The organism is Streptomyces sp. NPDC093111, from assembly GCF_040683955.1.
Taxonomy (GTDB): domain Bacteria; phylum Actinomycetota; class Actinomycetes; order Streptomycetales; family Streptomycetaceae; genus Streptomyces.
Map to the genome: position 1 here is coordinate 104,395 of NZ_JBFBNW010000013.1, position 25,135 is coordinate 129,529.

A 25,135-nucleotide genomic window follows, 5' to 3' on the forward strand; every position below is an offset into this window, starting at 1 on the left:
CACCCCACCTCCGGGCGGCTCGGCGCCGTGTGTGGTGATGCCCTCCTGCGGCTGTTCCGAGGCTGCGTTTTCGGGCGTTTCGTTTTGCGGGGGCACTCTCCTCATCCACTCCGCGCCGTCGTGAGCCGGTGGTAGTCGGGGGTGACCTGGCGGCGCGGCCCCGCGCCCGACGGACATCGGCCGGGGAGGGTCGGTGGTGGTGGCCGGGGGTCGGGGGGCGCTTCACAGCGGCGCTGAATCGTTGCTGCCGACGGGCCGGCCCGCCTGCGTGGTCCTACCGAATGCTCCGGTGATCACGAACGTAAAGCACTTCTTCCTATCAATCGCCGTTCGACAGAGCTCGAAGCCCGCTGGCCAAAAAGCGTCGTTGAGCAATGAACAGGCCCTCTCGGCCGCTGCTAGTGTTCAGTCCCTCATTCGGACGTGAGGGAGATTCTCCGCATGGAAAATCGACCCGAGATGGGGTCAATTTCGGCGAAGTCATGGGCCATGGGAACCGCCTCGCGCGAGGTGCTCCGACATATCGCCTATCCGGTCCTGGCCCTCTCCGCCGCCTGGCTCTTCACCTCGACACTGCGCTACGGCTGGGACCGCGGGGAGGCCGTCCAGTTCTTCCTGGTCGGCGTCATCCTCTATCTCGCGGCACTGGAGCGGGTGATCCCCCATCGCACCGACTGGCATCCCAGCCTTCGGGAACTCTGCTGGTACGCGGTCTACTTCGGGTTCACCATGGCGGGAGCCGTGCTCGCCCAGGCGGCCGTCGCGTTCGTGGTCGCGGCGGCGCCGGGAGGAGGGCTCGGGCTGGCGCTGTGGGTGCAGGCACCCGTGGCCCTGCTGGCCTCCTCCCTCGCCGGCTACCTGGCGCACCGTTTCGCGCACACCAATCGCTGGCTTTGGAAGGTCCATGGAATTCACCATGTTCCGGGGAAGGTCAACGTCGCCAACAACGGCGTCAACCACGTGCTGGATGTCGCGTTCAAACAGGGTGTCGTCCAATTGAGTCTCGGATTCCTTGGATTCTCGCCCGACTGCCTCTTCGCGGTGGCACTCTTCACCATCGTCCAGGGTTATTTTGTGCACGCAAACATCGATGTCCGGCTCGGGCCGTTCAATCACGTCCTGGCCAGCCCCGAGCAGCATCGGCTGCACCACAGCACCGACGTCGACGAGGCCGGTCACTACGGTGTCGACCTGTCGGTCTGGGACCGCCTGTTCGGCAGCTTCACCTGGCGGCCGGCCCGTCGGCCGGCCTCGGCGGGCGTCCAGGATCCGACCGCGTTCCCGGAGACCGGGGCGGTCCTCGCCAGCCTGCTCCACCCCTGGCGCCGCGCCGCGCGTACCGCGTAGCCCCCGTGCCGTACGGGCCCCGTGCCCGAAACCGCCCTTCGCCCTCGCCTGGCCCGTACCGAGGCGCCATCACTTCCGGATTGGATCATGACCGACTCACCCAACGCCGCCTTCCGTGACAAGGTCGCCATCATCGGCATCGGCTGCCGTCTCCCCGGACACGCGGGTGACCACCGGGCCTTCTGGCGGAACCTGATCGAGGGGCGGGACTGTCTCGTCCCCACCCCGGCGGACCGGTACGACACCACGACGCTCGGCAGCCGCGACAAGGCGAAGCCGGGCCGGCTCATCGGTGGCCGGGGCGGCTACATCGACGGCTTCGACGAGTTCGACCCGCACTTCTTCGGCATCAGCCCGCGCGAGGCGGAGCACATGGACCCGCAGCAGCGGAAGCTGCTGGAGGTGTCCTGGGAGGCGCTGGAGGACGGCGGGCAGAAGCCGGGCGAACTGGCCGGGCGGAACGTCGGGGTGTTCGTCGGCGCCTTCACCCTCGACTACAAGATCCTGCAGTTCGCCGACCTCGGCTTCGAGACGCTGGCCGCCCACACCGCCACCGGCACCATGATGACGATGGTGTCGAACCGCATCTCGCACTGCCTCGACCTCCGCGGTCCCAGCCTCTCCATCGACACGGCGTGCAGCTCCTCCCTGGTGGCGGTCCACCTGGCCTGCCAGAGCCTGCTGCGCGGCGAGAGCGAACTGGCCCTGGCCGGCGGCACCCTGCTGCACCTGGCGCCGCAGTACACGATCGCCGAGACCAAGGGCGGCTTCCTCTCCCCCGACGGGCGCTCGCGGGCCTTCGACGCCTCCGCCGACGGGTACGTACGGGCCGAGGGCGTCGGCGTGGTGGCCCTCAAGCGCCTGTCGGACGCGCTGCGCGACGGCGACCCGGTCCACGCGGTGGTGATCGGCAGCGGCGTCAACCAGGACGGGCGGACCAACGGCATCACCGTGCCCAGCGCGGACGCCCAGGCGACGCTGATCGAGCGGGTGTGCGCCGAGGCGGGCGTCGTACCGGGCAGCCTCCAGTACGTCGAGGCGCACGGCACCTCGACGCCCGTCGGCGACCCGATCGAGGCCGAGGCCCTGGGCCGGGTGCTGGCGATCGGCCGGGAGCCGGGCGCCCGGTGCTACGTCGGCTCGGTCAAGACCAACATCGGGCACACGGAGTCCGCCGCCGGAGTGGCCGGGCTCATCAAGACGGCGCTCGCCCTCCGGCACCGCCGCATCCCGCCGCACCTGAACCTGGAACGCCCCAACCCCGCCATCGACTTCGCCGCGCTGCCCTTCGAGATCCCGACCGTCCCCGTCGACTGGCCGGAGCACGACGGCCCCGCCCGGGCGGGCGTCAACTCCTTCGGCTTCGGCGGCACCAACGCGCACGTCCTCCTGGAGGAGGCGCCGCCGCTCGCTCGGGACGAGCGGAACCCGGTGGTCCAGGCACCGCCCCACGCCCTGCTTCCGTTGAGCGCCCGCCACGAGGCGGGGCTCGCCGAACTGGCCGGCGGGATCCGGCGGGAGCTCGCCGCCGGGGTGTCGCCCGCGGACCTCGGGCACACCCTCGCGCACCGGCGCCAGCGGTTCGAGGAGCGGCTGACGATCGTCCACTCCTCCCCCGAGTCCCTGGACGAGGCGCTGGCCGCCTGCGAGCGCGGTGAGCCGCACCCCCGGGCGGTACGGGGCCGCCGGAGGGAGCCCGAGCGGCGGCGGCTGGTGTGGGTCTTCACCGGCATGGGGCCGCAGTGGTGGGGCATGGGACGTCAGCTCCTCGACGCGGAACCCGTCTACCGGGAGGCGGTGGAGCGCTGCGACCGGGAGATCCGCCGGCAGGCCGGCTGGTCCCTGCTCGACGAACTGAACAGGCCCGAGTCCGAGTCCCGGATGGCCGAGACCTGGCTCGCCCAGCCGGCCAACTTCGCGGTCCAGGCGGGGCTGGCGGCGCTCTGGGAGCACTACGGGGTACGGCCCGACGCGGTGGTCGGGCACAGCACCGGCGAGATCGCGGCCTTCCACCAGGCGGGGGTGTACGGCCTGGAGGACGCGGTCCGGGTGGCCCTCGGGCGCAGCAGCCTCCAGCACCGGCTCGCCGGCACGGGCGCCATGCTCGCGGCGAACCTGCCCGAGGAGGAGGCCGCACGGCTCGTCGACCCCTACCGGGACCTGGTGTCCGTGGCCGCCGTCAACAGCCCGGCCTCGGTGACGCTCTCCGGGGACCACGACACCCTCCGCGCGCTCGCCGACCGACTCGGCCGGGAACAGGTCTTCACCCGCTTCCTCGACGTCGAAGTGCCGTACCACAGCGTCCGGATGGACCCGATCCGGGACGAGCTGCACAAGGCCCTGGCCGGGCTCGAACCTCGTCCGGCGACGCTCCCGCTGTACCTGACGGCGCGGGACGGGCGCGCGTCCGGGCCCGAACTGGACGCCGGCTACTGGTGGGAGAACGTCCGGCAGCCCGTCCGGTTCCGCTCGGCGGTCGACCGGCTCGTCGACGACGGGTACTCCCTGTTCCTCGAGCTCGGCCCGCACCCCGTCCTCGGCCACTCCATCCGGGAGTGCCTGGACGGGCGGGGCGAGGAGGGGCTGACCCTGCCCTCGATCCGGCGTCGCGAGGACGAGCCCGAGCGGTTCGCCCGCTCCCTGGCCGAGCTCCAGACCCTGGGCGTCGAGGTGGACTGGACGGCGCTCCAGCCCGAGGGGCGGCCCGTGCCGCTGCCCTGCTACCCGTGGCAGCGGGACCGGTACTGGGTCGAGCCCCGCCCGGTGGAGCAGATCCGCCTCGGCCGGCTCGACCACCCCCTGCTCGGCCGCCGCACCGCCTCGCTCCAGCCGGCCTGGGAGAGCCGGCTGGACACCGAGCGCCTGGCGTACCTGGCCGACCACCGCATCGAGGGCAGTACGGTCTTCCCGGCCGCCGGGTACCTGGAGATGGCCGCCCAAGCCGTCCGCGCGATGACGGGCGGCGGTCTCGCCACCCTGGCCGACGTGGAGTTCTCCCGGGCCCTGTTCCTGCCCGAGGGCGAGTCCGCCACCGTGCAGCTCTCCTTCTCGCCGGAGGACGCCCGGTTCACGATCGCCTCCCCGGCGGACTCCGGAGCCGCGGCGGGCACGGGACCCGGCACCGGAGCCGGAGCCGGAGTCGCGGAACCTACCGTCCACGCGAGCGGAGTCGTCCGCGCCGGCCAGCCCCGCCGGGTCACGGGACCGCTGGATGCCGCCTCCGTCCGCGCCCGCAGTGAGCGCCACATGGACGGGGCCGCGTGCTACGGGGAGCTGGCCGCGCTCGGCTACCACTACGGCCCGGCCTTCCAGGCCATCGGCGAGGTGTGGACCGGCCCCGGCGAGGCGCTGGCCCTGATCCGTCCCACCCCCTCGATCGGCGCCGACGCGGCGGGCTGCCACGCGCATCCCGTACTGCTGGACGCCTGCTTCCAGACCATGCTGACCGCCCTGTCCCCGGACGGCGGCGCCGCCGGTGGCATCCGCCTGCCCGTCGCGATCGAGGAGGTGCGCCTGGACCCGATCGGGGACCGGCCGCTCTGGGCGCACGCCACCGTCACCGAGCAGAACGACGCGGAACTGGTCGGCGACCTCGCCCTGTACACCGAGGACGGAACACCGCTCGGAAGGATCACGGGCTTCCGCGCGGCGGCGGTGGATCGCGTCGCCTCCGCCGTCAAGCTGGGCACCATCGACGGCTGGCTGGCGGAGGTCGGCTGGGAGGAGCCGGCGTCGGAGGAGGCGCAGCCGGAGCCGGAGCTGTCCGAGGGTGGGGGCTCCGTCGGCACGTCGGGTACGCCGGCTCCCGACCTGCTGCTGTTCGCCGACGCGGGCGGTGTCGCCGACCGCCTGGCCGCGCTCGTGCGGGCCCGCGGCGGGCAGTGCCGGCTCGTACGTCCCGGCGGCGGCTACGAGCGCGGCGACGGGTACGCGACCGTCCGGCCGGACTCGGCCGACGACCTGCGGGAGCTGTTCACGGACCTCGACCCGTCCCTCCGGACCGTGGTCCATCTGTGGAACCTCGACCAGCCGGCGCTTCATTCCGTCGGCGCGGAGGACCTCCACCGCATCGGCACCGTCGGCGCCTTCTCGCTGGTCCCGCTCGCCCAGGTGCTGCCCGAGGCCCGGCCTGACGGGCGCCTGCACGTCGTCACCCGGGGCACCCAGGCCGTCCGGCCGGGCGATCCGGTGGAGCCGTTCGGCGCACCCGCCTGGGGCATCGGCCGGGTCCTCTGGCAACAGGAACTCACGGCCCACGCGGGTAAGTTGATCGACCTCGATCCGAATGCGGGACGGGATCAAGGACCGGATACGGGACCGGATACGGGCCCCGATACGGGAGCGTCCGCGAGCCTGACCGGACAGTCGCCGACGGCGACGGCGACGGCGACGGCGGAAGCCGAAGCCCTGCTGCGTGAGCTGGTGGCCGACGACGGCGAAGGGGAGGTCGCGCTGCGTGGCGGGCGTCGTCACGTCAGTCGGCTGCGGCGGCCCGCCGGGCTCACCCGTCCGCTGCCGCTGCGGCTGCGGGCGGACGGGAGTTACCTGGTCACGGGCGCGTTCGGGGCGCTGGGGCAGCTGCTCTGCCGCACTCTCGTCCGGCGCGGGGCCCGGCGCCTGATCCTGCTCGGGCGGACCCCCGTGCCCGAGCGCGGGGCGTGGCAGGGGCTCGATCCGCGGAGCCCCGCCGGACAGCGGGTCGCCTTCGTCCGTGAGCTCGAGGCCCTGGGTGCCGAGGTGCTGGTGGCGGCGGTCGACGTGACCGACCCGGAGGCGATGGAGCGCTGGCTGGCCGGGCGGAGGCGGGGCGGGCTGCCGCCGGTGCGGGGCGTGTTCCACCTCGCGGGGCAGGTACGGGACGTCCTGCTGCCGTCGCTGGACCGTGCGGCCTTCGACGCCGGCTACGGGCCGAAGGTGCACGGCGGGTATCTCCTGCACCGGCTGCTGTCCGAGGAGCCGGTGGAGCACTTCGTGCTGTTCGCCTCGGTCGCCTCGCTGCTGACCACGGCCGGCCAGGTCAACTACGCGGCCGGCAACGCCTTCCTGGACGCGCTCGCCCACCACCGGCGCGCGCGGGGTCTGCCGGCGCTGAGCCTGGACTGGGGGCCCTGGGCCACCGGCATGATCGAGGAGCTCGGGCTGGTCGCCCACTACCGGGACGCCCGGGGGATGAGTTCGCTCGCGCCGGAGACCGGGATGGCGGTCCTGGAGCGGGTGATCGGGCAGGACCGGGCCCAGCTGCTCGTCGCCACGGTCGTGGACTGGCCGGTGTTCCTCTCCTGGTACCCGACGCCGCCGCGGCTGGTCTCCGGTCTCGCGGCCGACGCCGCGCGGGCCACCCCGGCCGGGCAGGACGGCAGCCTCCTCGACACGTTCCGCCGCTCCGACGCGGCGGCCCGCGCGCGGCTGGTCGCCGAGCGCTTCGGCGCACTGGCGGCGGGCGTGCTCCGGGTGGCGCCGGAGCTGATCGACGCGGACAGCCGGCTCGGCTCGCTGGGTCTCGACTCGCTGCTCGCGATGGAGCTGCGGGCCCGGGTCCACACCGAGCTGGGCGTCTCGCTGCCGGTGGTGGCGCTGCTCAGCAACGGGCCGGTGGGTGAGCTGACCGGCCGGCTCCTCGAAGGGCTGGCCGAGCTGGTGTCGGCCGACGGGGTGCCGCAGGAGTCGGCGGTGGAGCTGTTCACCGACGAGGAGTGCCACCCGCTCACCCACAACCAGCAGGCCCTGTGGTTCCTCCGGCAGCTCAACCCGGACGGCTTCGCCTACAACATCGGCGGCGCGGTGGAGGTCCGTGCCGAGCTCGACCCGGAGCTGCTGTTCGAGGCCTTCCGCACCCTGATCGGGCGGCACCCGAGCCTGCGGGCCAACGTCACCACCGAGTCCGGCCGCCCGGTGCAGCGCATCCGGAGCGAGGTCCACGCCGACACGGGCCTGTTCGACGTCGAGGGCCGGCCGTGGGAGGAGGTCCGCGCCCTGCTGGTCGGGGAGTACCGCAGGCCGTACGACCTGGAGCGCGATCCGCTGGTGCGGCTGCGGCTGTTCCGGTGTGCGCCGGACCGCTGGGTCATCATGAAGGCGGTCCACCACATCGTGTCGGACGCGATCTCGACCTTCACCTTCATCGAGGAGCTGTTCGAGGTCTACCACGGTCTGCGGACGGGGCGGCCCGTGGAACTCGCGCCGGTGCCGGCCCGCTACCTGGACTTCCTCAACCGGCAGAACCGCTTCCTGGCCGGGCCGGAGGCGCGGCGGATGCTGGACTACTGGCGCGGTCACCTGCCGGAGGAGGTGCCGGCGCTCGATCTGCCCACCGACCGGCCGCGCCCGCCGGTGCAGACGGACAACGGCGCCTCCGAGTTCTTCCTGCTGGACGAGGAGCTCAGCGCCCGGGTCCACGCGCTGTCCCGGGAGCACAACGTCACCGTGTACACGGTGCTGCTGACCGCGTACTACCTGCTGCTGCACCGGTGGTCGGGTCAGGACGAGATCGTGGTCGGCAGCCCCGTCACCGGCCGTACCGAGGAGGAGTTCGCCTCCGTCTACGGCTACTTCGTCAATCCGCTGCCCCTCCACGTCAGCCTCGCCGGGGAGCCGACGGTGTCGGAGCTGCTGACGCGGGTGCGGGACACCGTCCTCGGCGGGCTGGACAACCAGGAGTACCCGTTCGTGCTGCTGGTGGAGCAGCTGGGCCTGCAGCACGACCCGAGCCGCTCTGCGGTGTTCCAGGCCATGTTCATCCTGCTCACCCACAAGGTCGCCACCGAGCGGATCGGCTACGAGCTGGAGTACATCGAACTCCCTGAGGAGGAAGGGCAGTTCGACGTGACGCTGTCCGCCTACGAGGACCGTTCGGACGGGCGCTTCCACTGCGTGCTCAAGTACAACACCGACCTGTTCGACGCGGAGACGGTCCGGCGGATGGCCGGGCACTACCGCACGCTGCTCGACGGGCTCACCCGCGCGCCCGCCGAGCGGCCGGCCGGCCGGCTGCCGATGCTGGGTGCCGGGGAGCGGGAGCGGATCCTCACGGAGTTCGGCGGCGGCGCCCGGAGGATCGACCACGGCGTCCCGGTGCACGAGCTGATCGGCAAGATCGCCGCCCAGTCCCCGGAGGCGGTCGCCGTGTCCGTCCCCGGCGGGCGCCGGCTCGGCTACCGGGAGCTGGAGCACCGCTCCCGGCGCGTGGCGGCCTCGCTGCGTGAACTCGGCGTCGGGGAGGGCACGGTGGTGGCGCTCTGCCTGGAGAAGTCCCCCGAGCTGGTGATCGCCCTGCTCGCGGTGCTCCGGGCCGGCGGCGCGTACCTGCCGCTGGACCCGGACCATCCGGCCGAGCGGCTGGCCGAGCTGATGAGCCATGCCGGGGCCCGGCTGGTCCTGACCGACGAGCACCGGGACGGTCCGTCCCGGCTGCCCGGCAGGCCCGTGACCCTCGACGAGCTGGACCGGCCCGAGGCCGATGCCCGGCCGGAGCCCGTGGTGGGCCTCGACCAGGCCGCGTACGTGATCCACACCTCGGGTTCCACCGGGCGCCCCAAGGCCGTCCAGGTCAGCCACCGCAACCTCGCCTCGGTGTTCGTGGCCTGGCAGTCCGAGTACCGGCTGGACACCGAGGCCCGGGTGCACCTGCAGATGGCGGGCGTCTCCTTCGACGTGTTCACCGGGGACGTGGTCCGGGCGCTCTGCTCCGGCGGCACCCTGGTCCTGGTCGGCCGCGACCTGCTGTTCGACACCGCGCGGCTGTACCGGACGATGCGGTCCGAGGGCGTCGACTGCGGGGAGTTCGTCCCGTCCGTGGCGCGCGGCCTGCTCGCGCACTGCGAGCGGGAGGGGCTGGGCCTGGAGTTCATGAGGCTGCTGATCGTCGGCTCGGACGCGTGGAAGGCGGGCGAGCACCAGCGGCTCCTGGCCCTGTGCGGTCCGGCCACCCGGGTGGTGAACTCCTACGGCCTCACCGAGGGCACCATCGACAGCGCGTACTTCGAGGGCCCGGCCGGCCATCTGGAGGCGGGCCGGATGGTGCCGATCGGCCGGCCGCTGCCCAACAGCGAGCTGTACGTCCTCGACCGGCACGGCGAGCCCGTGCCCCCGGGTGTGACGGGCGAGTTGTGGATCGGCGGCTCCGGGGTCGCCACCGGCTACCTCGGCGATCCGGAACGCACGGCGGAGCGGTTCGTTACCCTCGCGCCGCACGGCGAACCCGTCCGGCTGTACCGGACGGGCGACCTCGGCCACTGGGACGCCGAGGGCGTGCTGCACCTCCTGGGCCGGGCCGACGGCCAGGTCAAGGTCCGCGGCCACCGGATCGAGACCGGCGAGATCGAGGCCCGGCTGGCCGCCCGGCCCGAGCTCGCCCAGGTCTGCGTCACGGTGCGGCGGGACGGGACCGGCGAGAACCTGCTGTGCGCGTACTGCGTGCCGGTGGAGGGCGCCGGGCTCGACGTCCGGGAGCTGCGCCGCCACCTCGCGGAGCAGCTGCCCACGTACCTGATCCCCGCGCACTTCACCGAGCTGCCCGCGCTGCCGCTCACCGCGAACGGCAAGGTCGACCTCGGCGCGCTGCCGGAACCCCGCGCCGAGGCCGGGCCGGACCGGCACGAGCCGCCGGTGACGCTGTACGAGCAGCGGATGGCGGCACACTGGCAGGCCCTGCTCGGGCTCGAACGGCCCGGACTGCGGGACGACTTCTTCGAGGCGGGCGGCAGCTCGATCAAGCTGATCGAGCTGATCCACCACCTGCGGACCGAGTTCAACGCCGCCGTCCCGGTCGGCCGGCTGTTCCGGACCAGCACCCTGCACGGCATGGCCCGCACCCTGGAGGACGTCGTCACCGGCCGGCTCCCCGGCGCCGAGCCGTACCTGTGGTTCAACCCGGGCGCGGATCCGGGCGGGACGGTGTTCTGCCTGCCGCCGGCGGGCGGCCACGGGCTGGTGTACCGGCAGCTCGCGGCCCGGCTCCCCGAGTACCGCTTCGCCGCGTTCAACTACCTCTCCGGTACGGACAAGGCCGCCCGTTACGCGGATCTGGCCGAGGAGCTCCACCCGGACGGGCCGTACACGCTGTTCGGCTACTCGCTCGGCGGCAACCTGGCCTTCGAGATCGCCGAGGAGCTGGAGCGGCGGGGCCGCGCGGTGCGCGGCGTGGTCATCATGGACTCGTACCGGATCACGGAGGCGGTCACCCTCGGCGAGGAGCACCTGGCCGAGTTCGAGCGGGAGCTGGCCGGGCATCTGCACCGGCACACCGGGTCCGAGATCGTGGCCCGGGAGACCGTCGAACAGGCCCGGGAGTACCTGGCGCACTGCGGTGCCCATCCGTCCACGGGCGTGCTGCGCGCCCCGATCCTGGTGGTCTCGGACCAGGACAAGCTGCGCCACTACGCGGCGGGCGAGCCCGGCAGCTGGCACAGTGCCTCCGCCGCCGGCTGCACGCTGCACCAGGGGCACGGGCGGCACGCCGAGATGCTCGACGGCGCGTTCCTGGACCGCAACGCCGAGCTGGCCCGCACCCTGCTGGCGGGAGGTGTCCCGCATGACGGCGCGTGACACCGGCCCCCAGTGGAGCGCCCGGCCTTCCGGCGGGCGGCCGCGGGTCATCGTCATCGGGGCGGGCATGTCGGGTCTGGCCGCCGGCTGCTACGCGCAGATGAGCGGCCTGGAGAGCCGGGTCTTCGAGAAGCACGTGCTGCCCGGCGGGTGCTGCACCGCGTGGGCCCGGGAGGGCTATCTCTTCGACTACTGCATCGACTGGCTGATCGGCACGGCCGCCGGCACCGGGGCGAACGACGTGTGGCGGGAGCTCGGCGCGCTGGACGGCAAGCGGATCACCGTGTTCGACCAGTTCAACCGGGTGGTGGACGAGCACGGCGGGTCGGTCACCTTCTACAACGACCCCGACCGGCTCCAGCGCCACCTGCTGGAGATCTCGCCCGGCGACGCCCGGCTGATCCGGGCGTTCTGCCGGGACCTCCGGCGGTTCGCGGCCCTCGACCCGCGCTGGGAGCTGAAGCCGCCGGCGCTGAAGTCCGTGTCGGAGAAGGCCAGGACGCTGCTCGGCATCCTGCCCGCGTTCCGTCTGTACTGGCGCACCGCGGCCACCCCGATGCGCCGCTACGCGGACCGCTTCCAGGACCCGCTGCTGCGCCGGGCCTTCCCGAACATGTTCCTCCAGGAGCTGACCGGATTCCCGCTGCTGCCCTACCTCTTCACGATGTCCTGCGCGTCCAACGGCAACGCCGGTTTCCCGGAGGGCGGTTCGCTCGGGCTGGCCCGTTCGGTCGAGGAGCGGTACCTGGGGCTCGGCGGGCACGTCGGCTACCGGTCCCGGGTGGAGCGCATCCTCGTCGAGGACGGGCGGGCCGTCGGCGTGCTGCTGCGCAACGGGCAGGAGCACTTCGCCGACCACGTGATCGCCGCCTGTGACGGCCCGACGGTCCTGGACCGTCTGCTGGAGGGGCGGTGGACGAGCCCGCGCACCGACCGCCTCTACAACGAGTTGCTGGACACCCCGGACAACCTGTACCCGGCGGTGGTGTCCGCGTTCGTCGGCCTGGACGGGCCGCTGCCCGCCGGCGAGCCGCACAGCACCACATACCTGCTCGGCGCGGAGGAGGGCGCCGCCCTGCCGGGCAGCCTGCAGAACAGCCTGGTCGTCCAGCAGCGTTCGGGGTACAGCAACGGTTTCGCGCCGGAGGGGAAGTCGGTGCTGCACTGCACCTACTTCACCGACCACCGGTCCTGGCAGGAGCTGCGCGCCGCCGACCGCCGGGCGTACCGGGCACGGAAGCAGGAGGTCGTGGACTTCGTGCGCCGGTTCCTGGCCGAGCGGCACCCGGGCATCGACGAGCGGATCGAGCTCGTCGACGTGGCCACGCCGGCCACCACGGAGCGGTACACCGGCAACACCTACGGGAGCATCCTCGCCTGGAAGGCGTTCTCCGAGGCCGACGACGTGTCGACGGCGCTGGTCAACCGGGACCGGATGCGGCTGCCGGGCCTGAGCGGCTTCTCGATGGCCGGGCAGTGGACCGGCATGGGCGGCCTGATCCGGGCGGCCACCAGCGGCCGGTTCGCCGTCCAGTACCTCTGCGACGAGCTGGGTCTGGACTTCCGGGCCTGGCCGAGCGAGGGGACCGAGCCCTGGCATCCCGGGAAGCTGGGCCGGGTGCCGCAACTCGCTCCCCGACGGACTGCCCGGAAGGCGGCGGTGGCGGAATGACCAGAAGGACCATGCTGATCGTCGGCGGGGGTCTCGGCGGGCTGTCCACGGGCTGCTACGCCCAGATGAACGGCTACCGCAGCCGGGTGCTGGAGATGCACGAGATCCCCGGTGGTTCCTGTACCGCCTGGGACCGGGGCGACTTCACCCTGGACTGCTGTGTGAGCTGGCTGCTCGGCAGCGGCCCCGGTAACGAGATGCATCAGATCTGGCTGGAGCTCGGCGCCCTCCAGGGCAAGCGGATGCGCAACTTCGACGTGTTCAACACGGTGCGGGGCCGGGACGGCCGGGCGGTCCACTTCTACTCCGACCCGGACCGTCTGCAAGCCCATCTGCTCACCCTCTCCCCGGCCGACGCCCGGCCGATCCGGGACTTCTGCGACGGGCTGCGCACCTTCCGCCGTGCCCTGGCCCGCTACCCCTTCCTCACCCCGGTCGGGCTCATGGGGCGGCGCGAGCGGTGGCGGATGCTGGCCTCCCTGGTCCCGTACTTCAACGTGATCCGGCGGTCCATCAGCGTCCTGATGCGGGACTACTCGCAGCGGTTCCGGGACCCGCTGCTGCGCGAGGCGTTCAACTTCATCCTGTACGAGAAGCACCCCAACTTCCCCGTCCTGCCGTTCTACTTCCAGCTCGCCGCGCACGCCGGGCAGTCGGCCGGCGTGCCGGAGGGCGGCTCGCTGGGTCTGGCCCGTTCGGTCGAGCAGCGCTACCTCGGGCTCGGCGGCGAGGTCACGTACAACGCCAAGGTGGTGGAGATCCTGGTCGAGGAGGACCGGGCGGTCGGTGTCCTGCTCAGCGACGGGAGCGAGCTGCGGGCCGACATCGTGGTCTCCGCCTGCGACGGCCGCACCACCCTCCTGGAGCTGTTGAAGGGCCGGTACCTCACCGACACCTACCGCGAGCTGTACACCAGGACCATCACCGAGCCGGACATGGTCTTCCCCGGATACCTGACCGTCTTCCTCGGTCTGCGCCGCGCCTTCCCGGACGGCGAGCCCTGCACCACCCACCTGCTGGACGAGGACGTCGCGGCCCGGCTCACCGGGATCCGGCACCCCAGCATCAACGTCCAGTTCCGCAGCCGCCACTACCCCGAGCTGTCGCCCCCGGGGACGTCCGTCGTGTACGCCACGTACTTCTGCGACATCGCGCCCTGGCGGGAGCTGAGCACCGGTCCGGAGCAGGCCACCCGCACGCGGCGCGGCGAGGAGCTGCACACGCTGCCGGTCGGGCGTGGCCGGGAGTACCAGCGGGCCAAGCGGCAGGTGCGGGACACGATCACGGACTTCCTCGACGAGCGCCATCCGGGGCTCAGGGACGCGATCGCGGTCCGGGACGTCTCGACCCCGCTCACCCAGGTCCGTTACACCGGCAACTACGACGGCACGGTGCTCGGCTGGCAGCCGTTCGTGACGAGCGGCGAGACCGTGGAGCAGGAGGTCAAGCGCCACGGACCGGGTATGCCCGGGCTCGCGAACTTCTACCTCTCCGGTGTCTGGGCCACCACCGGCGGCCTGATCAGGGCCGCCGCGTCCGGACGGCACGTCATGCAGTTCGTCTGCCGTGACGACGGCCGGCCGTTCACCGCCTCCGTCGACCCCAGCGCCCCCCTCCCCGTCCAGATCATCGACCCGGCAGGAGCAACCCCTTGAAGACCGAGAAGTGGATCGTCAGCGAGCACAACGACGGCGTCCCGGACGTGGACCGGATGTACGTGAAGGTGGTGGAGGACCTCGACACGGAGCTGGCCGAGGACGAGATGCTGCTGCGCACCCGGTACGTCTCCGTCGACCCGTACCTCCAGGGCATCGCCCTGGACACGCCGGTCGGCGACCACATGGGCGCCGACTCGATCATGGAGGTGCTGGCGGCCGGACCGCGCGCCCGGTTCGCCGTCGGGGACCTGGTCCAGGGCTTCGGCGGCTGGCGCACGCATCTGGTCAGCACCGGTGCCGAGGCGCTGTGGCAGACCGGGACCTTCCCGATGGTCTTCCCGGCCTACCGTCGGCTGGACCCGTCCCACTACGACGAGGCGCTGCCGCTGAGCACGGCGCTCGGCGTCCTGGGCGGTGCGGGCATGACCGCCTGGGGCACCCTCAACAAGTTCATGACCGTCCGGCCCGGCGACACGGTGCTGATCAGCGGCGCGTCCGGCGCGATCGGCACGCTGGTCGGCCAGTTGGCCAAGCGGTCCGGGGCGCGGGTGGTCGGCACCACGGGTTCGCCGGAGAAGGCGGCCCGGCTGACCGCGCTCGGCTTCGACGCGGTGGTCGCCTACCGGCACGGCGGGGACGCCGCCCAGCTGCGCGAGGACCTCGCCAAGGCGGCTCCCGGCGGGGTCGACAAGTACTTCGACAACCTCGGCGGGGTCATCACCGACTCGGTGTTCGCCATGCTCAACGTGGACAGCCAGGTCGCGGTCTGCTGGCAGTGGGCGAGTCAGGTCGGCGGCGAGTGGACGGGCCCGCGCCTGCTGCCGTACATCATGTTCCCCCGCACCACGATCCGCGGGATCTTCGCGCTGGAGTGGTTCACCGACGAGAACTGGGCCGCGCTGCACGCGGATCTCGGTCCGCTGGTCCGGGGCGGCGAGGTGCGGTACCAGCAGACCGTGCACCGGGGCTTCGACAGCATCCCCGCCGCCTACCGGAGCCTGTACACCGACCGGGCCGGTTCCTTCGGCAAGGTGCTGGTCGAGCTGTGAGCCGCGGGTACACCCGGTCGTTCACCGAGGGTCCGAGCCCGGCCGACGCGCACGAGCCGATCCTGCCGTACCCGGACGGCTGGTTCGCGGTGGCCTTCTCCTCGGAGCTGGTGCCGGGCACGGTGCTGACCCGGCCGCTCCAGGGCGAGGACGTGGTGCTCTACCGGCTCCGCGACGGTGGTGTCCGGGCGGTCCGCCCGTACTGTCCGCACCTGGGGGCCCACCTCGGGCTCGGCTCGGTGGAGGGCGACGACCTGCTCTGCCCCTTCCACCGTTTCGCCTTCGGCCCCGACGGCTCCTGTGTGCGTACAGGGTACGGGACGCCTCCCCCGCCGTCGTCCGACCTGACCCTGCTGCCGGTGCGGGAGGTCAACGACACCGTCTTCGTCTGGCGGCACCATGACGGGCGGGCGCCGGACTGGGAGCTCCCGGCCTGGCACACCCTCGGTGCGCGGGCCCCCCGTCTCGCCACCTGGGAGATGGCGGGCCACAGTCAGGACGTGGTCGAGAACGCGGTGGACCTCGGGCATTTCACGCCCCTGCACGGCTGGGGCGAGTCCGAGGTCGCCGAACCCGCCACGTTCGAGGGGCGCAGCTTCCGGGTGTCGGTCCGCTCCCGGGAACGGGTGCCCCTGCTGGGCGAGAGCCCGCTGGAGGTGACGCTGGAGGGGTGCGGCATCAGCCGGGTGCACGTGTGCACCGCCCTGCCGGGGTTCGGCGTGCGCACCTGTGCCATGTACGCGACCACGATGATCACGCCCGGCGCGTTCCAGCTCCGGCAGGCCAGTTGGCTGGACGTGGCCGAGCCGAGCGCGCTCCCGGCGCCGGTGGCCCGCTGGCTGAGCCGGTCGGCGGCGCGTCTGCTGGCCGGGGTGATGTTCCGGGGGAACTGTGAGTTCGTCGCCCAGGACTTCCCGGTGTGGGCGACCAAGCGGTACCAGTCCCCGCCCCGGCTGGCTCGGGGGGACGGTCCGATCGGCCCGTTCCGGCACTGGGCCCGCCAGTTCTATCCGGCGGACCCGCTGCGGGCGCACGTGCCGTCGTCGGTGCGCGCGGCGGAGGGGAGCCGGGCGACCTGAGGGGGGCGTCGGACGCGTCGTGCCGCCGCCGACCGGTGCCGGCGGCTCGGCGGTGCCGGTCGGCGGAGGTGCCGGTCAGCGGCGCAGGTAGGCGAGGACGGCGAGGACCCTTCGGTTGTCGTCGGCGGAGGGTTCGATGCGCAGCTTCGCGAAGATGCCCGCCGTGTGTTTCGCGATGGCGCTCTCGCTGATGTGGAGGGTGTGGGCGATCGCCGCGTTCGAGCGGCCCTCGGCCATCATCGTGAGGACGTCGTGTTCGCGTGGGGTGAGCGCGGCGGTGGTGCCGCGGGCGTCGCTGCGGGCGAGGAGCCGGGCCACGACCTGCGGGTCGAGGACGGTGCCGCCGGCGGCGACGGTCCGTACCGCGTCGACGAACTGGGCGGTGTGGGTCACCCGGTCCTTCAGGAGGTAGCCGACGGCTCCCTCGCCACCGGCCAGGAGTTCCTGGGCGTAGAGCTGGTCGACGTACTGGGACAGGATGAGCACCGGCAGGCCGGGCCGTTCGCGGCGGGCGTCGAGTGCGGCGCGCAGTCCTTCGTCGGTGAAGCCGGGCGGCAGGCGGACGTCGATGACGGCGACGTCCGGCCGCTGTTCGTGGAGCGCGCGGCGCAGTCCGGGCTCGTTGTCGACGGCCGCGACCACGTCGAAGCCGTGTTCTCGCAGGGTCCTGGTCAGTCCGTCGCGGAGGAGGAAGAGGTCTTCGGCGAGGACGACGCGCACGGTATCTCCAGGGTCGCGAGGGTGGGTCCGCCCGGTGGGCTGTGGAGGGTGAGGGTTCCGTCGAAGGCGAGCAGCCGGCGGTGCACGCCGAGCAGTCCGCCGCCGTCGGCGGCGTCCGCACCGCCCCGGCCGGTGTCGGCGACGCTCACGCGCAGGACGCCGTCGGTGTGACCGAGGCCGATGCGGACCTCCTGGGCGCCGGAGTGCTTGGCCGCGTTGGCGAGCAGTTCGGCGACGGCGAAGTACGCGGCGGACTCGACGGCCGCCGGGAGGCGTCCGGGGGGCAGGACGTTGTCCACGCGCACGTCGAGGAAGCTGTCCAGGGCCAGTGAGCGGACCGCGTCGCCCAGGCCCCGGTCGGCGAGGACCGGCGGCAGGATGCCGTGCACGAGCTCGCGCAGGTCCTGCAGGGCGCGTTCCGAGGTCGCGCGGACCTCGACGAGCAGGGCGCGGGCGGCCGGCGGATCGGTGTCCAGGAGCAGGGTCGCCCGCTCCAGCGTCATGCCGAGGGCGACCAGGCGGGCCTGGGCGCCGTCGTGCAGGTCGCGCTCGATGCGGCGCAGTTCGGCGGCCTGGACGTCCAGGGCGTCGGCCCGGGTGCCGGTCAGGTGGTCGATCCTGCGGACGAGTTCGGTGGTGTACGGGGCGGAGAGGGCCCGGGCGCTCCAGCGGGCGTGTCGGGCGAGCGCCCGGGGCGCGAGCGCCACGGCGGCGGCGACGAAGGCGAGGCCGAGGGCCAGGGCGGCCGTCATGGTCGCGGTGGAGCGGACGGGCACGAACGCGTACCAGTTCCCGTCGCCGAACTCCCGCCACGCGAAGGGCTGTACGAGCACGGCGAACGCCCCGTACCAGAACAGGCAGAGGGGCACGGCCACGATCAGGCCGCCGGTGATCGGCTCCAGCCAGGCCCAGCGCAGCTCGCGCCGGAAGCCCTCGTCGCCGGGCAGTTCCCCGGCCGTGCGCGGCAGCGGCGCGGGCGGCGGGACCCGGAGGCCGGTCCAGTCGGTGGTGCGCTGCCGCTGCCGGTCGGCGCACCGGCGCAGGGCCGCCGCCGCTGGCGGCAGCAGCGGGAAGCCGAGGCCGACGGGCAGCAGGAGCAGCGCGCCGACGACGAGCGTGCCGTACAGGGGCACGAGCAGGGTGTTCAGCGAGTGCCGCTGGCAGCGTACGAGGGCCGTCAGAGCCCCTCGCCCGCCGCTCGTCCAGGCTCCCCGTCCCGTCCTCACCGGTTGTTCCCCCGTGTCAGAGCGCGCTGCGTCGCGCCGCCGTGATCGTAACCCCCGGGGTCCGTGTCCCCGCCCGTGCCGTCCACAGGGCCGCCGCGGTCAGGCAGGCCGCGCCGAGCAGGAGCATCGGCGGCACGGCGCCCGACTCCTCGTCCATGAACAGCAGCATCCCGAGGTTGACCAGGGCGTGGAAGCCGCCCGCGAGCAGCAGCCGGCCGGACCGGATCCGTTCGAGGGCGAGCCCGAGGACCACGGACATCGCGACCGTGGCGGTCAGGAACCCGGCCGCGTAGGCGGGGGCCTGGGCGAAGACGCCGACGTGCCAGACGCCCCACGCCAGACCCACGAGCACGGAGGCGGTGAGCGGGCCGAAGCGTGTCCGCAGCAGGGGCTGGAGCAGGCAGCGCCAGCCGATCTCCTCACCGCACGCGCCCACCCCTTGCGCCACCACGATGAGGAGGAAGGGGTGGGAGAGGGCGCGGGGGTCGGTGGACACCGGTCCGTCGTGCACCAGCGCGTAGGCGCCCGCCGACAGCGCGATGATCAGCGGCGCGGTCAGCAGCAGCCACATGGCCGGCACCTTGACCCCCGGGCCTCGGGTGTCCGCGGCCCGGGTGTCCGCGCTCCGGGTGTCCGCGCTCCGGGTGTCCGCTCGCAGCGTCCCGGCCAGGCGGCGGCGGATCCGCGCGGGCCACAGCAGCGCGAGCGCGAGCACCGCCAGGGCGGGTCCGAACTGTGTCAACTGCACGACCTCGGGCGGTATCCCGGTCGCCGGCTGTATCGCGCCGAACGCCCCCGCCGCGACGAACGCCACGGCGAGGAAGACCCCCGCCTCCGCCTTCCAGCCCCATGACCTCATGCCTCTGTCCACCCCACCGCTCGGTCCGTCCGTGTCACCTCCGACTCTGCCGTCCCGCGCGGGCCCGGGCCCTGGACGCGGATCCCGGACCCGGGTGTACCCAGGTACACCCCCGTCGGACCTCAGGCGTGGGGCTGCCGGGCGAAGGGGCCGTCCAGGGCGGCCCATTGCAGGAGCAGGATGGTCTTGCCGTCGGTGATGCGTCCGTCGCGGGTCATGGCGAGGGCCTGGGCGAAGGGGAGTTCGAGGACTTCGATGTCCTCGCCGTCCTCTTCGAGTCCGCCGCCGGTGCCGGTCCGGTCGGCCGGGGTGTAGGGGCCGGCGAAGAAGTGGAGGCGTTCGGTGACGGAGCCGGGGCTCATGTAGGCGTCGAGGACGTGGGTGAGCGGGCCGAGGGTGACGCCGAGTTCCTCGGTGCTCTCGCGACGGATCGCGGTGAGCGGGTCGTCGGCGTCGAGCAGCCCCGCCGCCGCTTCGACGAGCATGCCGTCGGGGTGGTCGTTGACGTAGGCCGGGTAGCGGAACTGGCGGGTGAGCAGGACGCGTCCGCGGGCCGTGTCGTACGGCAGGACGACGGCGCCGTTGCCCCGGTCGTAGGTCTCGCGCTGCTGGGACTCCCAGCGTCCGTCGCGGCGACGGTAGTCGAAGGTGGTGCGGCGCAGGACGTGCCAGCCCTGGGAGGTGAGTTCGACGTCGCGGACGCGGACGTCGGGGTTGCGGTCCAGCTCGCGTCCCGTCCGGTCGAGACCGGTGCGTCCGCGGTGGTCGGGGGTGTCGATGCCGGGACGGTTCGTCATGCGGTCTCCTGCGGGGTTCGGGCGGATGGGGCAGGTCAGGCGGGTCGGGCGGGGATGTGGGCCGGGTACGGCGGGGCCGGGGTCCGTCACGGCCGCTAAGATACATGCAGAAGTGTGCAAGAACAGGAAGGAACGTGAATGCTGGCCGCTGAACGACGCGACCACCTGCTCGGTCTGCTCGCCCACACGGGCAAGATCGTCGCCAAGGACATCGCCGCCGAACTGGGCATCTCCGAGGACAGCGTGCGGCGGGATCTGCGCGACCTCGCCGCCGAGGGTCTGTGCCAGCGGGTCTACGGCGGCGCGCTGCCGGTGTCCCCGGCGGTGGTCGACTACGACGCCCGGCAGACCGTGGCCCCGGACGGCAAACGGAAGGTCGCCGCGGCGGCCGTCGGACTGGTCCGGCCGGGCAGCGCGCTGATCCTCGACGGCGGCACCACCGCCCTCGCCGTCGCCCGCGCGCTCCCCCGCGACCTCTCCTGCACGGTGATCACCCACAGCCCGACGATCGCGGCGGCCCTGCTCGACCACCCGCTGGCGGAGCTGTACCTGCTCGGCGGGCGCGTCTTCAAGCACTCGGCGGTCACCTGCGGCGCCGCCGCGGTCGAGGCCGCGCAGAACGTCTCCGCCGACCTGTGTCTGCTCGGTGTCACGGGCGTCCACCCCGAAGCGGGGCTGACCACGGCGGACGCCGAGGAAGCGGCGATGAAGCGCGCCCTGTCCGCGCGGGCCGCCGACACCTACGTCCTCGCCTCGTCCGAGAAGATCGGCACCGCTTCGCGGTTCCGCGTGCTGCCCTGGGAGAAGGTCACCGGGATCATCACCGACGCCGGCCCCCGGCACCCCGTGGTCGAGCGGATCGCGGCGCTGGGCGTGACGGTCGTGGCGGCCGGCTGACGTACGGGAGCCAGCCCGCGCGGCCTCGCCCGGCGGCCGTGGGTCAACGGGGCGTGGCGGGCTGCCGGTCGGGGGCCGGGTCGGCGGGGAGCAGGGGCCGCAGGGCGCCCAGTACGGCGCCGACGCAGGTGTCCCGGAGGACGGTGCGGGTGCAGGTCTCGTGGGTGAGCCAGTCCACGCACAGGACCTGGACGAAGACGAGCCATGCCTTCAACGTCGCGGAGACGGCCGCCCGCGTGGAGGCGTCGGCGAGCGGGAGCACCGCGAGCAGGCGCGAACGCAGGGCGTCGAGTTCGTTCGTCATGATCGTCTGGATGACCGGGTCGCCGGCGAGCACGCGGTTGGCGGCGAGCACGGCATGGCGGTTCGCGACGAAGTAGTCGAGGTGGGCGTCCAGGCCCTGCTCCAGCTGCTCGGCGAGGGTGGCGTCGGGGTCGAGGCGGGTCGCCTCCAGGAGCCGGTCGGCGGCCTGCTGATAGACCGCCGCGAAGAGCGCGTGCTTGCTCGGGAAGTGCTGGTACAGCAGGGCCCGGGAGACTCCCGCCTGTTGGGCGATCTCCTCCATCAGCACCTGCTCGTACGGGGTGGTGGAGAAGAGCAGGGCGCCCACGGTCAGGAGCTGGGCGCGGCGGTCGGCGGGGGTCAGGCGTCTGCGGGGCGGCACGCGGCCAGGCTACTTGACAGGTGTCTATCCACGGGCCGTACCGTGGACGTTAGTAGACACACGTCAACTAAGGGGGTGGGGATCATGGCCAGGGTGCTGCGGGTCCTCGCGTGGGCCATGGGCCTCGCGTGCACGGCGATCGGGCTGTTCCACGTGGTCGCCGGCAACGCCGCGATTCCGGGAGCCGGCGACGCCGGCCCGACGGTGGACAGTCTGGGCCGGTTCTTCGGCGCGATCTTCGCCGGTTACGGCATGGCGTGGCTGTGGGCCGCCCGCCGGGACCCGGTTCCGGCGCGGGCGGTCCGGTGGCTCGCGGCGGTGTTCCTGCTGGGTGCCGTGGGCCGGCTGCTGTCGCTGGCCGCGCACGGGTGGCCGCACTGGTTCCAGGTGGCGCTGACCGTGATCGAGCTCCTGCTGCCGCCCGTTCTCTTCCTCCTCGCGGACGCCGACGAGCGGTCGTTGCGCGCGCGCCGGCCCGCCGGCGCCTAGCCGCCCACCGGGGAGGGCCCGGAGGGGTGTGTCACGGGGCTGTTCCGCGGCCGGGCCAGGCGAGGTCGTCGACGGCGAGGAACGGCTCGCGGGCCACGGTCGCCGGCGTCGCCCCCGTGAAGGTCATGACGTCCCGGTGCAGGTGGGACTGGTCGGCGTAGCCGGTCTCGGCGGCGACTCGGGCCGCGGCCTCTCCCGCGACCAGGCGGTGGGCCGCGTGGTCGAAGCGGACCAGCTTGACGGCCTGCTTGGGCGGCAGGCCGAGTTGTCCGCCGAACCGGGACCACAGCCGCTTGCGGCTCCATCCGACCTCGGCGGCGAGCGCGTCGACCCGGGTCAGGCCCCGGCTGCCGACGATCCGCCGCCAGGCCCAGGCGACCTCCGGGTCCACCGGCGGCCCCGCCTCGTACCGGCGGGCGAGAAGGGCCTGCGTCCACGCGAAGCGGTCCTGCCAGGAAGCCAGGTCCCCGAGCCGCTCGCGGATCCGGGACGCCTCCCGGCCCCACAGCCGATCCAGGGGTACGACGGCGGCGCCGTCCAACTCGGCGAGCGAGGCTCCCAGCACCGCGCGCGCGATCACCGGGGACAGGCGCACCTGCACGCATTCGACGTTCTCTCCCCGCGCCCGGACCGCGCCTCCGGACCCGAACCCCGGGACCGCGACGACACAACCCCGCTCCTGCCGCCCGGGGGCGCAGTCGAGGACGGGCGAGCCCGCGCCGAACTCCAGGAGCAGGGTCACGGCCGGGTGCGGGACCATCCGGAGCGCGTCCAGGTCACGGACGCGGAACCCGGCCATGGAGAGACCGGGCACCGGGCTGGGCCGCTGCGGGCACGCGACGTCCCATACGGCCTCACCGTGCAGGAAACTGCCCATTTCTCCATGGTACTTGGGCCGGATGGAGAACACGGGCCGGGAACATTCGTCCAATCCGCCGGCGGGCGGCGACGGTGACAGTGGACGCATGACCGATTCCCGCGGCGGACCGCACCGCCCTGCCGTCCATGCCCATGCCCATGCCCTCCATGCCCTCCATGAAGGCGCCGAGACCACCGAGCGTTCGCTTCTGTCGCTGGACGACGGCGACATCCACGTGTGCCAGGACGGCCCTCGGGACGCCCCCGCACTCCTGCTGATCCACGGCTCCGCCTCCTCGACCCGCTCGTGGGACGCGCTGGTGCCGCTGCTGTCCGGAGCGCACCGCGTGATCCGCCTCGACCTGCTCGGCCACGGCCGGTCGGCCAAGCCGGAGGACCGCGGCTACGCGCTGCCGGACCAGGCGGGCCGGGCCGGCGCGGTCCTGGACCGGCTCGGCGTCGCGTCCGCCGTGGTCGTCGGCCACTCCAGCGGCGGGGCGGTCGCCACCGCCCTCGCCGAACGGCGGCCCGAGCTGGTGAGCGCCCTCGTCCTCATCAACACCGGCCCCGGCCTGCACGCCTTCATCGCGCCGCCGACCGACGCGGCCGGGCTCTCCCCGTGGCCGCCGACCGACGAGCAGATCCGCGCGTTCGCGAGCACCGGGTTCAGCCGGCCGGGCTACCGGGTTCCCTCCTCACTCCTCGACGAGGTGCGCTGCATGACCCCCCACACGCTGGCGAGCACCCTGGGGGCCACCCGCGACTACCTGACGCGGCAGGCGCTCCCGGAGCGGCTGGCCGCCCTCCGCAAGCCGCTCCTGGTGATCTTCGGCGAGGACGACCGCAGGTGGCGCTCCTCCTCCGCCGCCGAGTACCGCGTCGTCCCGGGCGCGCGGGTCGAGCTCCTGCCCGGTCTCGGACACTCGCCCCTCCTGGAGGACCCCGCACGGACCGCCGTCCCCCTGCTGGCCTTCACCACGACCCGCTCCGTACGGGCGGACTGACATGACGAGGAGGGGCGACGCCCCGCGCGTCCTCGTCTCGGGTGCCGGCGTCTCCGGTCCGGTGCTGGCCTACTGGCTCACCCGGCACGGATTCTCCGTGACCGTCGTCGAGCGGGCGCCGGCGCCGCGGAGGACCGGCGGCCACGCCGTCGACCTGTTCCGGCCCGCCATGGACGTCTCGGAGCGGATGGGGGTGCTGCCGCGCATCGAGGAGCGGGCCGTCGGCACCCACCGGATGACCGTCCACCCGGAGCGGGCCCGGCGTCCGGTCCGGGTGGACCTCGCCAAGATCCTCGGCGCCGCCTCCGCCCGGCACGTCGAGATCATGCGCGACGACCTGAGCGCGATCTACCACGACGCCACGCGCGACGACGTCGCGTACCTCTTCGGCGACTCGCTCACCGCGCTCTCGCCCGACGGCGACGTGCGCTTCGAGCACGCGGCGCCGGACCGCTTCGACCTCGTCGTCGGCGCGGACGGGCTGCACTCGAACGTGCGCCGTCTGGTCTTCGGCGACGAGTCCCGGTTCAGCGCCTTCATCGGGGCCCACCTCGGGGTGATGACCCTGCCGAACACGGCCGGGCTCGACGGCGAACTCCTCCTGCACGTCGGCGTCGGCCGCACCGCCGGCCTGTACGGCGCGCGCCATCTCGCCGACGCACGGGCGTTGTTCCTGTTCAGGAGCGAGCGCGCGGTCGACCACCACCACGACGTCCCCCGGCAGAGGGAGCTGCTGCGCCGCGCGTTCGACGGCCTGCACCCGGACGTGGACCGCCGGCTGGACGAGCTCGACCGCACCCAGTCCTTCTACTTCGACTCGATCACCCAGATCCGCATGGACACCTGGTCGCGGGGGAGGGTGACGCTCGTCGGCGACGCGGGCTACTCCCCCGGCCCCGCCGTCGGCGGCAGCACCAGCCTGGCCGTCGTCGGCGCGTACGTCCTCGCCGGCGAGCTGGCGCGGGCCGGCGGCGACCACGAGCGCGCCTTCCCCGCGTACGAGCGCGCGATGGCGGAGTACGTGCGGGGCAGCCGCGCGGCGGCGCTCGGCGCGGCCCGGACCCTGATCCCGTCCTCGAAGCTCGGGGTGCTGGGCCTTGCCCACGGCGCCCGCCTGATCTCCGCCCTGCCCGCACGCCCCCGCCGCGCCCTGCTCCGCCTCACCACGGGGACCGCCCGCCTCCACGACTCCGTGTCCGTCGACACCTATCCGGCGTCGACGGAAGTGCCGCGGGGTGACGGGGTGACAGGGGACGGAGTGACGGAGTGACGG

General features: G+C 73.3%; 16 protein-coding genes. 10 read left to right on the forward strand and 6 right to left on the reverse strand.

All coding sequences use genetic code 11. The annotated features are described in order from the left end of the window. Positions 1–441: 441 nt before the first annotated feature. The 6 genes from AB0Q96_RS23530 to AB0Q96_RS23555 all read left to right on the forward strand — a co-directional run bounded on the left by AB0Q96_RS23530 (position 442) and on the right by AB0Q96_RS23555 (position 16,348). Positions 442–1,347 (forward strand): sterol desaturase family protein, encoded by a 906-nt coding sequence (locus tag AB0Q96_RS23530; RefSeq protein ID WP_365328503.1) that lies wholly within the window; start codon positions 442–444, stop codon positions 1,345–1,347. Positions 1,348–1,434: 87 nt separating this feature from the next. Then, positions 1,435–10,890 carry an amino acid adenylation domain-containing protein gene (locus AB0Q96_RS23535; RefSeq protein ID WP_365328505.1) on the forward strand — a complete coding sequence of 3,152 codons (9,456 nt, stop codon included), beginning with the start codon at positions 1,435–1,437 and terminating at the stop codon, positions 10,888–10,890. Next, on the forward strand, positions 10,877–12,562 hold the full coding sequence (locus AB0Q96_RS23540) for an NAD(P)/FAD-dependent oxidoreductase (RefSeq protein WP_365328507.1): 1,686 nt from the start codon (positions 10,877–10,879) through the stop codon (positions 12,560–12,562). The genes AB0Q96_RS23535 and AB0Q96_RS23540 overlap by 14 nt, the downstream gene beginning before the upstream one ends. A gap of 11 nt (positions 12,563–12,573) precedes the next feature. Beyond that, positions 12,574–14,217 carry an NAD(P)/FAD-dependent oxidoreductase gene (locus AB0Q96_RS23545; RefSeq protein ID WP_365328851.1) on the forward strand — a complete coding sequence of 548 codons (1,644 nt, stop codon included), beginning with the start codon at positions 12,574–12,576 and terminating at the stop codon, positions 14,215–14,217. Further along, positions 14,214–15,269 carry an NADP-dependent oxidoreductase gene (locus AB0Q96_RS23550; protein WP_365328508.1) on the forward strand — a complete coding sequence of 352 codons (1,056 nt, stop codon included), beginning with the start codon at positions 14,214–14,216 and terminating at the stop codon, positions 15,267–15,269. Before AB0Q96_RS23545 ends, AB0Q96_RS23550 begins: the two co-directional genes overlap by 4 nt. Continuing rightward, positions 15,266–16,348, forward strand: coding sequence for a Rieske 2Fe-2S domain-containing protein (locus AB0Q96_RS23555; RefSeq protein WP_365328510.1), 1,083 nt, complete (start codon positions 15,266–15,268; stop codon positions 16,346–16,348). Before AB0Q96_RS23550 ends, AB0Q96_RS23555 begins: the two co-directional genes overlap by 4 nt. A 75-nt stretch (positions 16,349–16,423) precedes the next feature. On the opposite strand, the gene AB0Q96_RS23560 is transcribed toward AB0Q96_RS23555, so the two are convergent. From AB0Q96_RS23560 to AB0Q96_RS23575, 4 genes are all read right to left on the reverse strand, one after another. Next, positions 16,424–17,068, reverse strand: coding sequence for a response regulator transcription factor (locus AB0Q96_RS23560; protein ID WP_365328512.1), 645 nt, complete (start codon positions 17,066–17,068; stop codon positions 16,424–16,426). Then, positions 17,020–18,294 carry a sensor domain-containing protein gene (locus AB0Q96_RS23565; protein ID WP_365328514.1) on the reverse strand — a complete coding sequence of 425 codons (1,275 nt, stop codon included), beginning with the start codon at positions 18,292–18,294 and terminating at the stop codon, positions 17,020–17,022. Before AB0Q96_RS23565 ends, AB0Q96_RS23560 begins: the two co-directional genes overlap by 49 nt. Before the next feature lie 16 nt (positions 18,295–18,310). Next, on the reverse strand, positions 18,311–19,153 hold the full coding sequence (locus AB0Q96_RS23570; protein WP_365328516.1) for a CPBP family intramembrane glutamic endopeptidase: 843 nt from the start codon (positions 19,151–19,153) through the stop codon (positions 18,311–18,313). Positions 19,154–19,275: 122 nt separating this feature from the next. After that, on the reverse strand, positions 19,276–19,950 hold the full coding sequence (locus tag AB0Q96_RS23575; RefSeq protein WP_365328518.1) for an NUDIX domain-containing protein: 675 nt from the start codon (positions 19,948–19,950) through the stop codon (positions 19,276–19,278). 138 nt (positions 19,951–20,088) lie between these two features. On the opposite strand from AB0Q96_RS23575, the gene AB0Q96_RS23580 reads away from it, so the two are divergent. Next, the gene (locus AB0Q96_RS23580; RefSeq protein ID WP_365328520.1) at positions 20,089–20,847 is read left to right on the forward strand and encodes a DeoR/GlpR family DNA-binding transcription regulator; all 759 of its coding nucleotides are present in this window, start codon (positions 20,089–20,091) and stop codon (positions 20,845–20,847) included. A gap of 43 nt (positions 20,848–20,890) precedes the next feature. Here AB0Q96_RS23580 and AB0Q96_RS23585 read toward each other — a convergent pair whose 3' ends face one another. Then, entirely contained in the window at positions 20,891–21,511 is a 621-nt protein-coding gene (locus AB0Q96_RS23585; protein WP_365328522.1) for a TetR/AcrR family transcriptional regulator, read from the reverse strand. A gap of 84 nt (positions 21,512–21,595) precedes the next feature. On the opposite strand from AB0Q96_RS23585, the gene AB0Q96_RS23590 reads away from it, so the two are divergent. Then, entirely contained in the window at positions 21,596–22,000 is a 405-nt protein-coding gene (locus AB0Q96_RS23590; protein WP_365328524.1) for a DUF4345 domain-containing protein, read from the forward strand. A 31-nt stretch (positions 22,001–22,031) separates the two neighbouring features. On the opposite strand, the gene AB0Q96_RS23595 is transcribed toward AB0Q96_RS23590, so the two are convergent. Further along, positions 22,032–22,877: a helix-turn-helix domain-containing protein gene (locus tag AB0Q96_RS23595; RefSeq protein ID WP_365328525.1), complete on the reverse strand. Its 846-nt coding sequence runs from the start codon at positions 22,875–22,877 to the stop codon at positions 22,032–22,034. A gap of 217 nt (positions 22,878–23,094) precedes the next feature. Between AB0Q96_RS23595 and AB0Q96_RS23600 the strand changes: the two genes are divergently transcribed. Both AB0Q96_RS23600 and AB0Q96_RS23605 read left to right on the forward strand, forming a co-directional pair. Beyond that, on the forward strand, positions 23,095–23,862 hold the full coding sequence (locus AB0Q96_RS23600; protein ID WP_365328853.1) for an alpha/beta fold hydrolase: 768 nt from the start codon (positions 23,095–23,097) through the stop codon (positions 23,860–23,862). A gap of 1 nt (position 23,863) precedes the next feature. Next, positions 23,864–25,132 carry an FAD-dependent monooxygenase gene (locus tag AB0Q96_RS23605; protein ID WP_365328527.1) on the forward strand — a complete coding sequence of 423 codons (1,269 nt, stop codon included), beginning with the start codon at positions 23,864–23,866 and terminating at the stop codon, positions 25,130–25,132. The last annotated feature ends 3 nt before the right edge of the window (positions 25,133–25,135 follow it).

What these genes read in the sequence shown, in the direction of transcription:
- AB0Q96_RS23530 (WP_365328503.1), top strand. Translation starts at nt 442, where the DNA reads ATGGAAAATCGACCCGAGATGGGGTCAATTTCGGCGAAGTCATGGGCC.
- AB0Q96_RS23535 (WP_365328505.1), top strand. Translation starts at nt 1,435, where the DNA reads ATGACCGACTCACCCAACGCCGCCTTCCGTGACAAGGTCGCCATCATC.
- AB0Q96_RS23540 (WP_365328507.1), top strand. Translation starts at nt 10,877, where the DNA reads ATGACGGCGCGTGACACCGGCCCCCAGTGGAGCGCCCGGCCTTCCGGC.
- AB0Q96_RS23545 (WP_365328851.1), top strand. Translation starts at nt 12,574, where the DNA reads ATGCTGATCGTCGGCGGGGGTCTCGGCGGGCTGTCCACGGGCTGCTAC.
- AB0Q96_RS23570 (WP_365328516.1), bottom strand. Translation starts at nt 19,153, where the DNA reads ATGAGGTCATGGGGCTGGAAGGCGGAGGCGGGGGTCTTCCTCGCCGTG.
- AB0Q96_RS23575 (WP_365328518.1), bottom strand. Translation starts at nt 19,950, where the DNA reads ATGACGAACCGTCCCGGCATCGACACCCCCGACCACCGCGGACGCACC.
- AB0Q96_RS23580 (WP_365328520.1), top strand. Translation starts at nt 20,089, where the DNA reads ATGCTGGCCGCTGAACGACGCGACCACCTGCTCGGTCTGCTCGCCCAC.
- AB0Q96_RS23590 (WP_365328524.1), top strand. Translation starts at nt 21,596, where the DNA reads ATGGCCAGGGTGCTGCGGGTCCTCGCGTGGGCCATGGGCCTCGCGTGC.
- AB0Q96_RS23595 (WP_365328525.1), bottom strand. Translation starts at nt 22,877, where the DNA reads ATGGGCAGTTTCCTGCACGGTGAGGCCGTATGGGACGTCGCGTGCCCG.
- AB0Q96_RS23605 (WP_365328527.1), top strand. Translation starts at nt 23,864, where the DNA reads ATGACGAGGAGGGGCGACGCCCCGCGCGTCCTCGTCTCGGGTGCCGGC.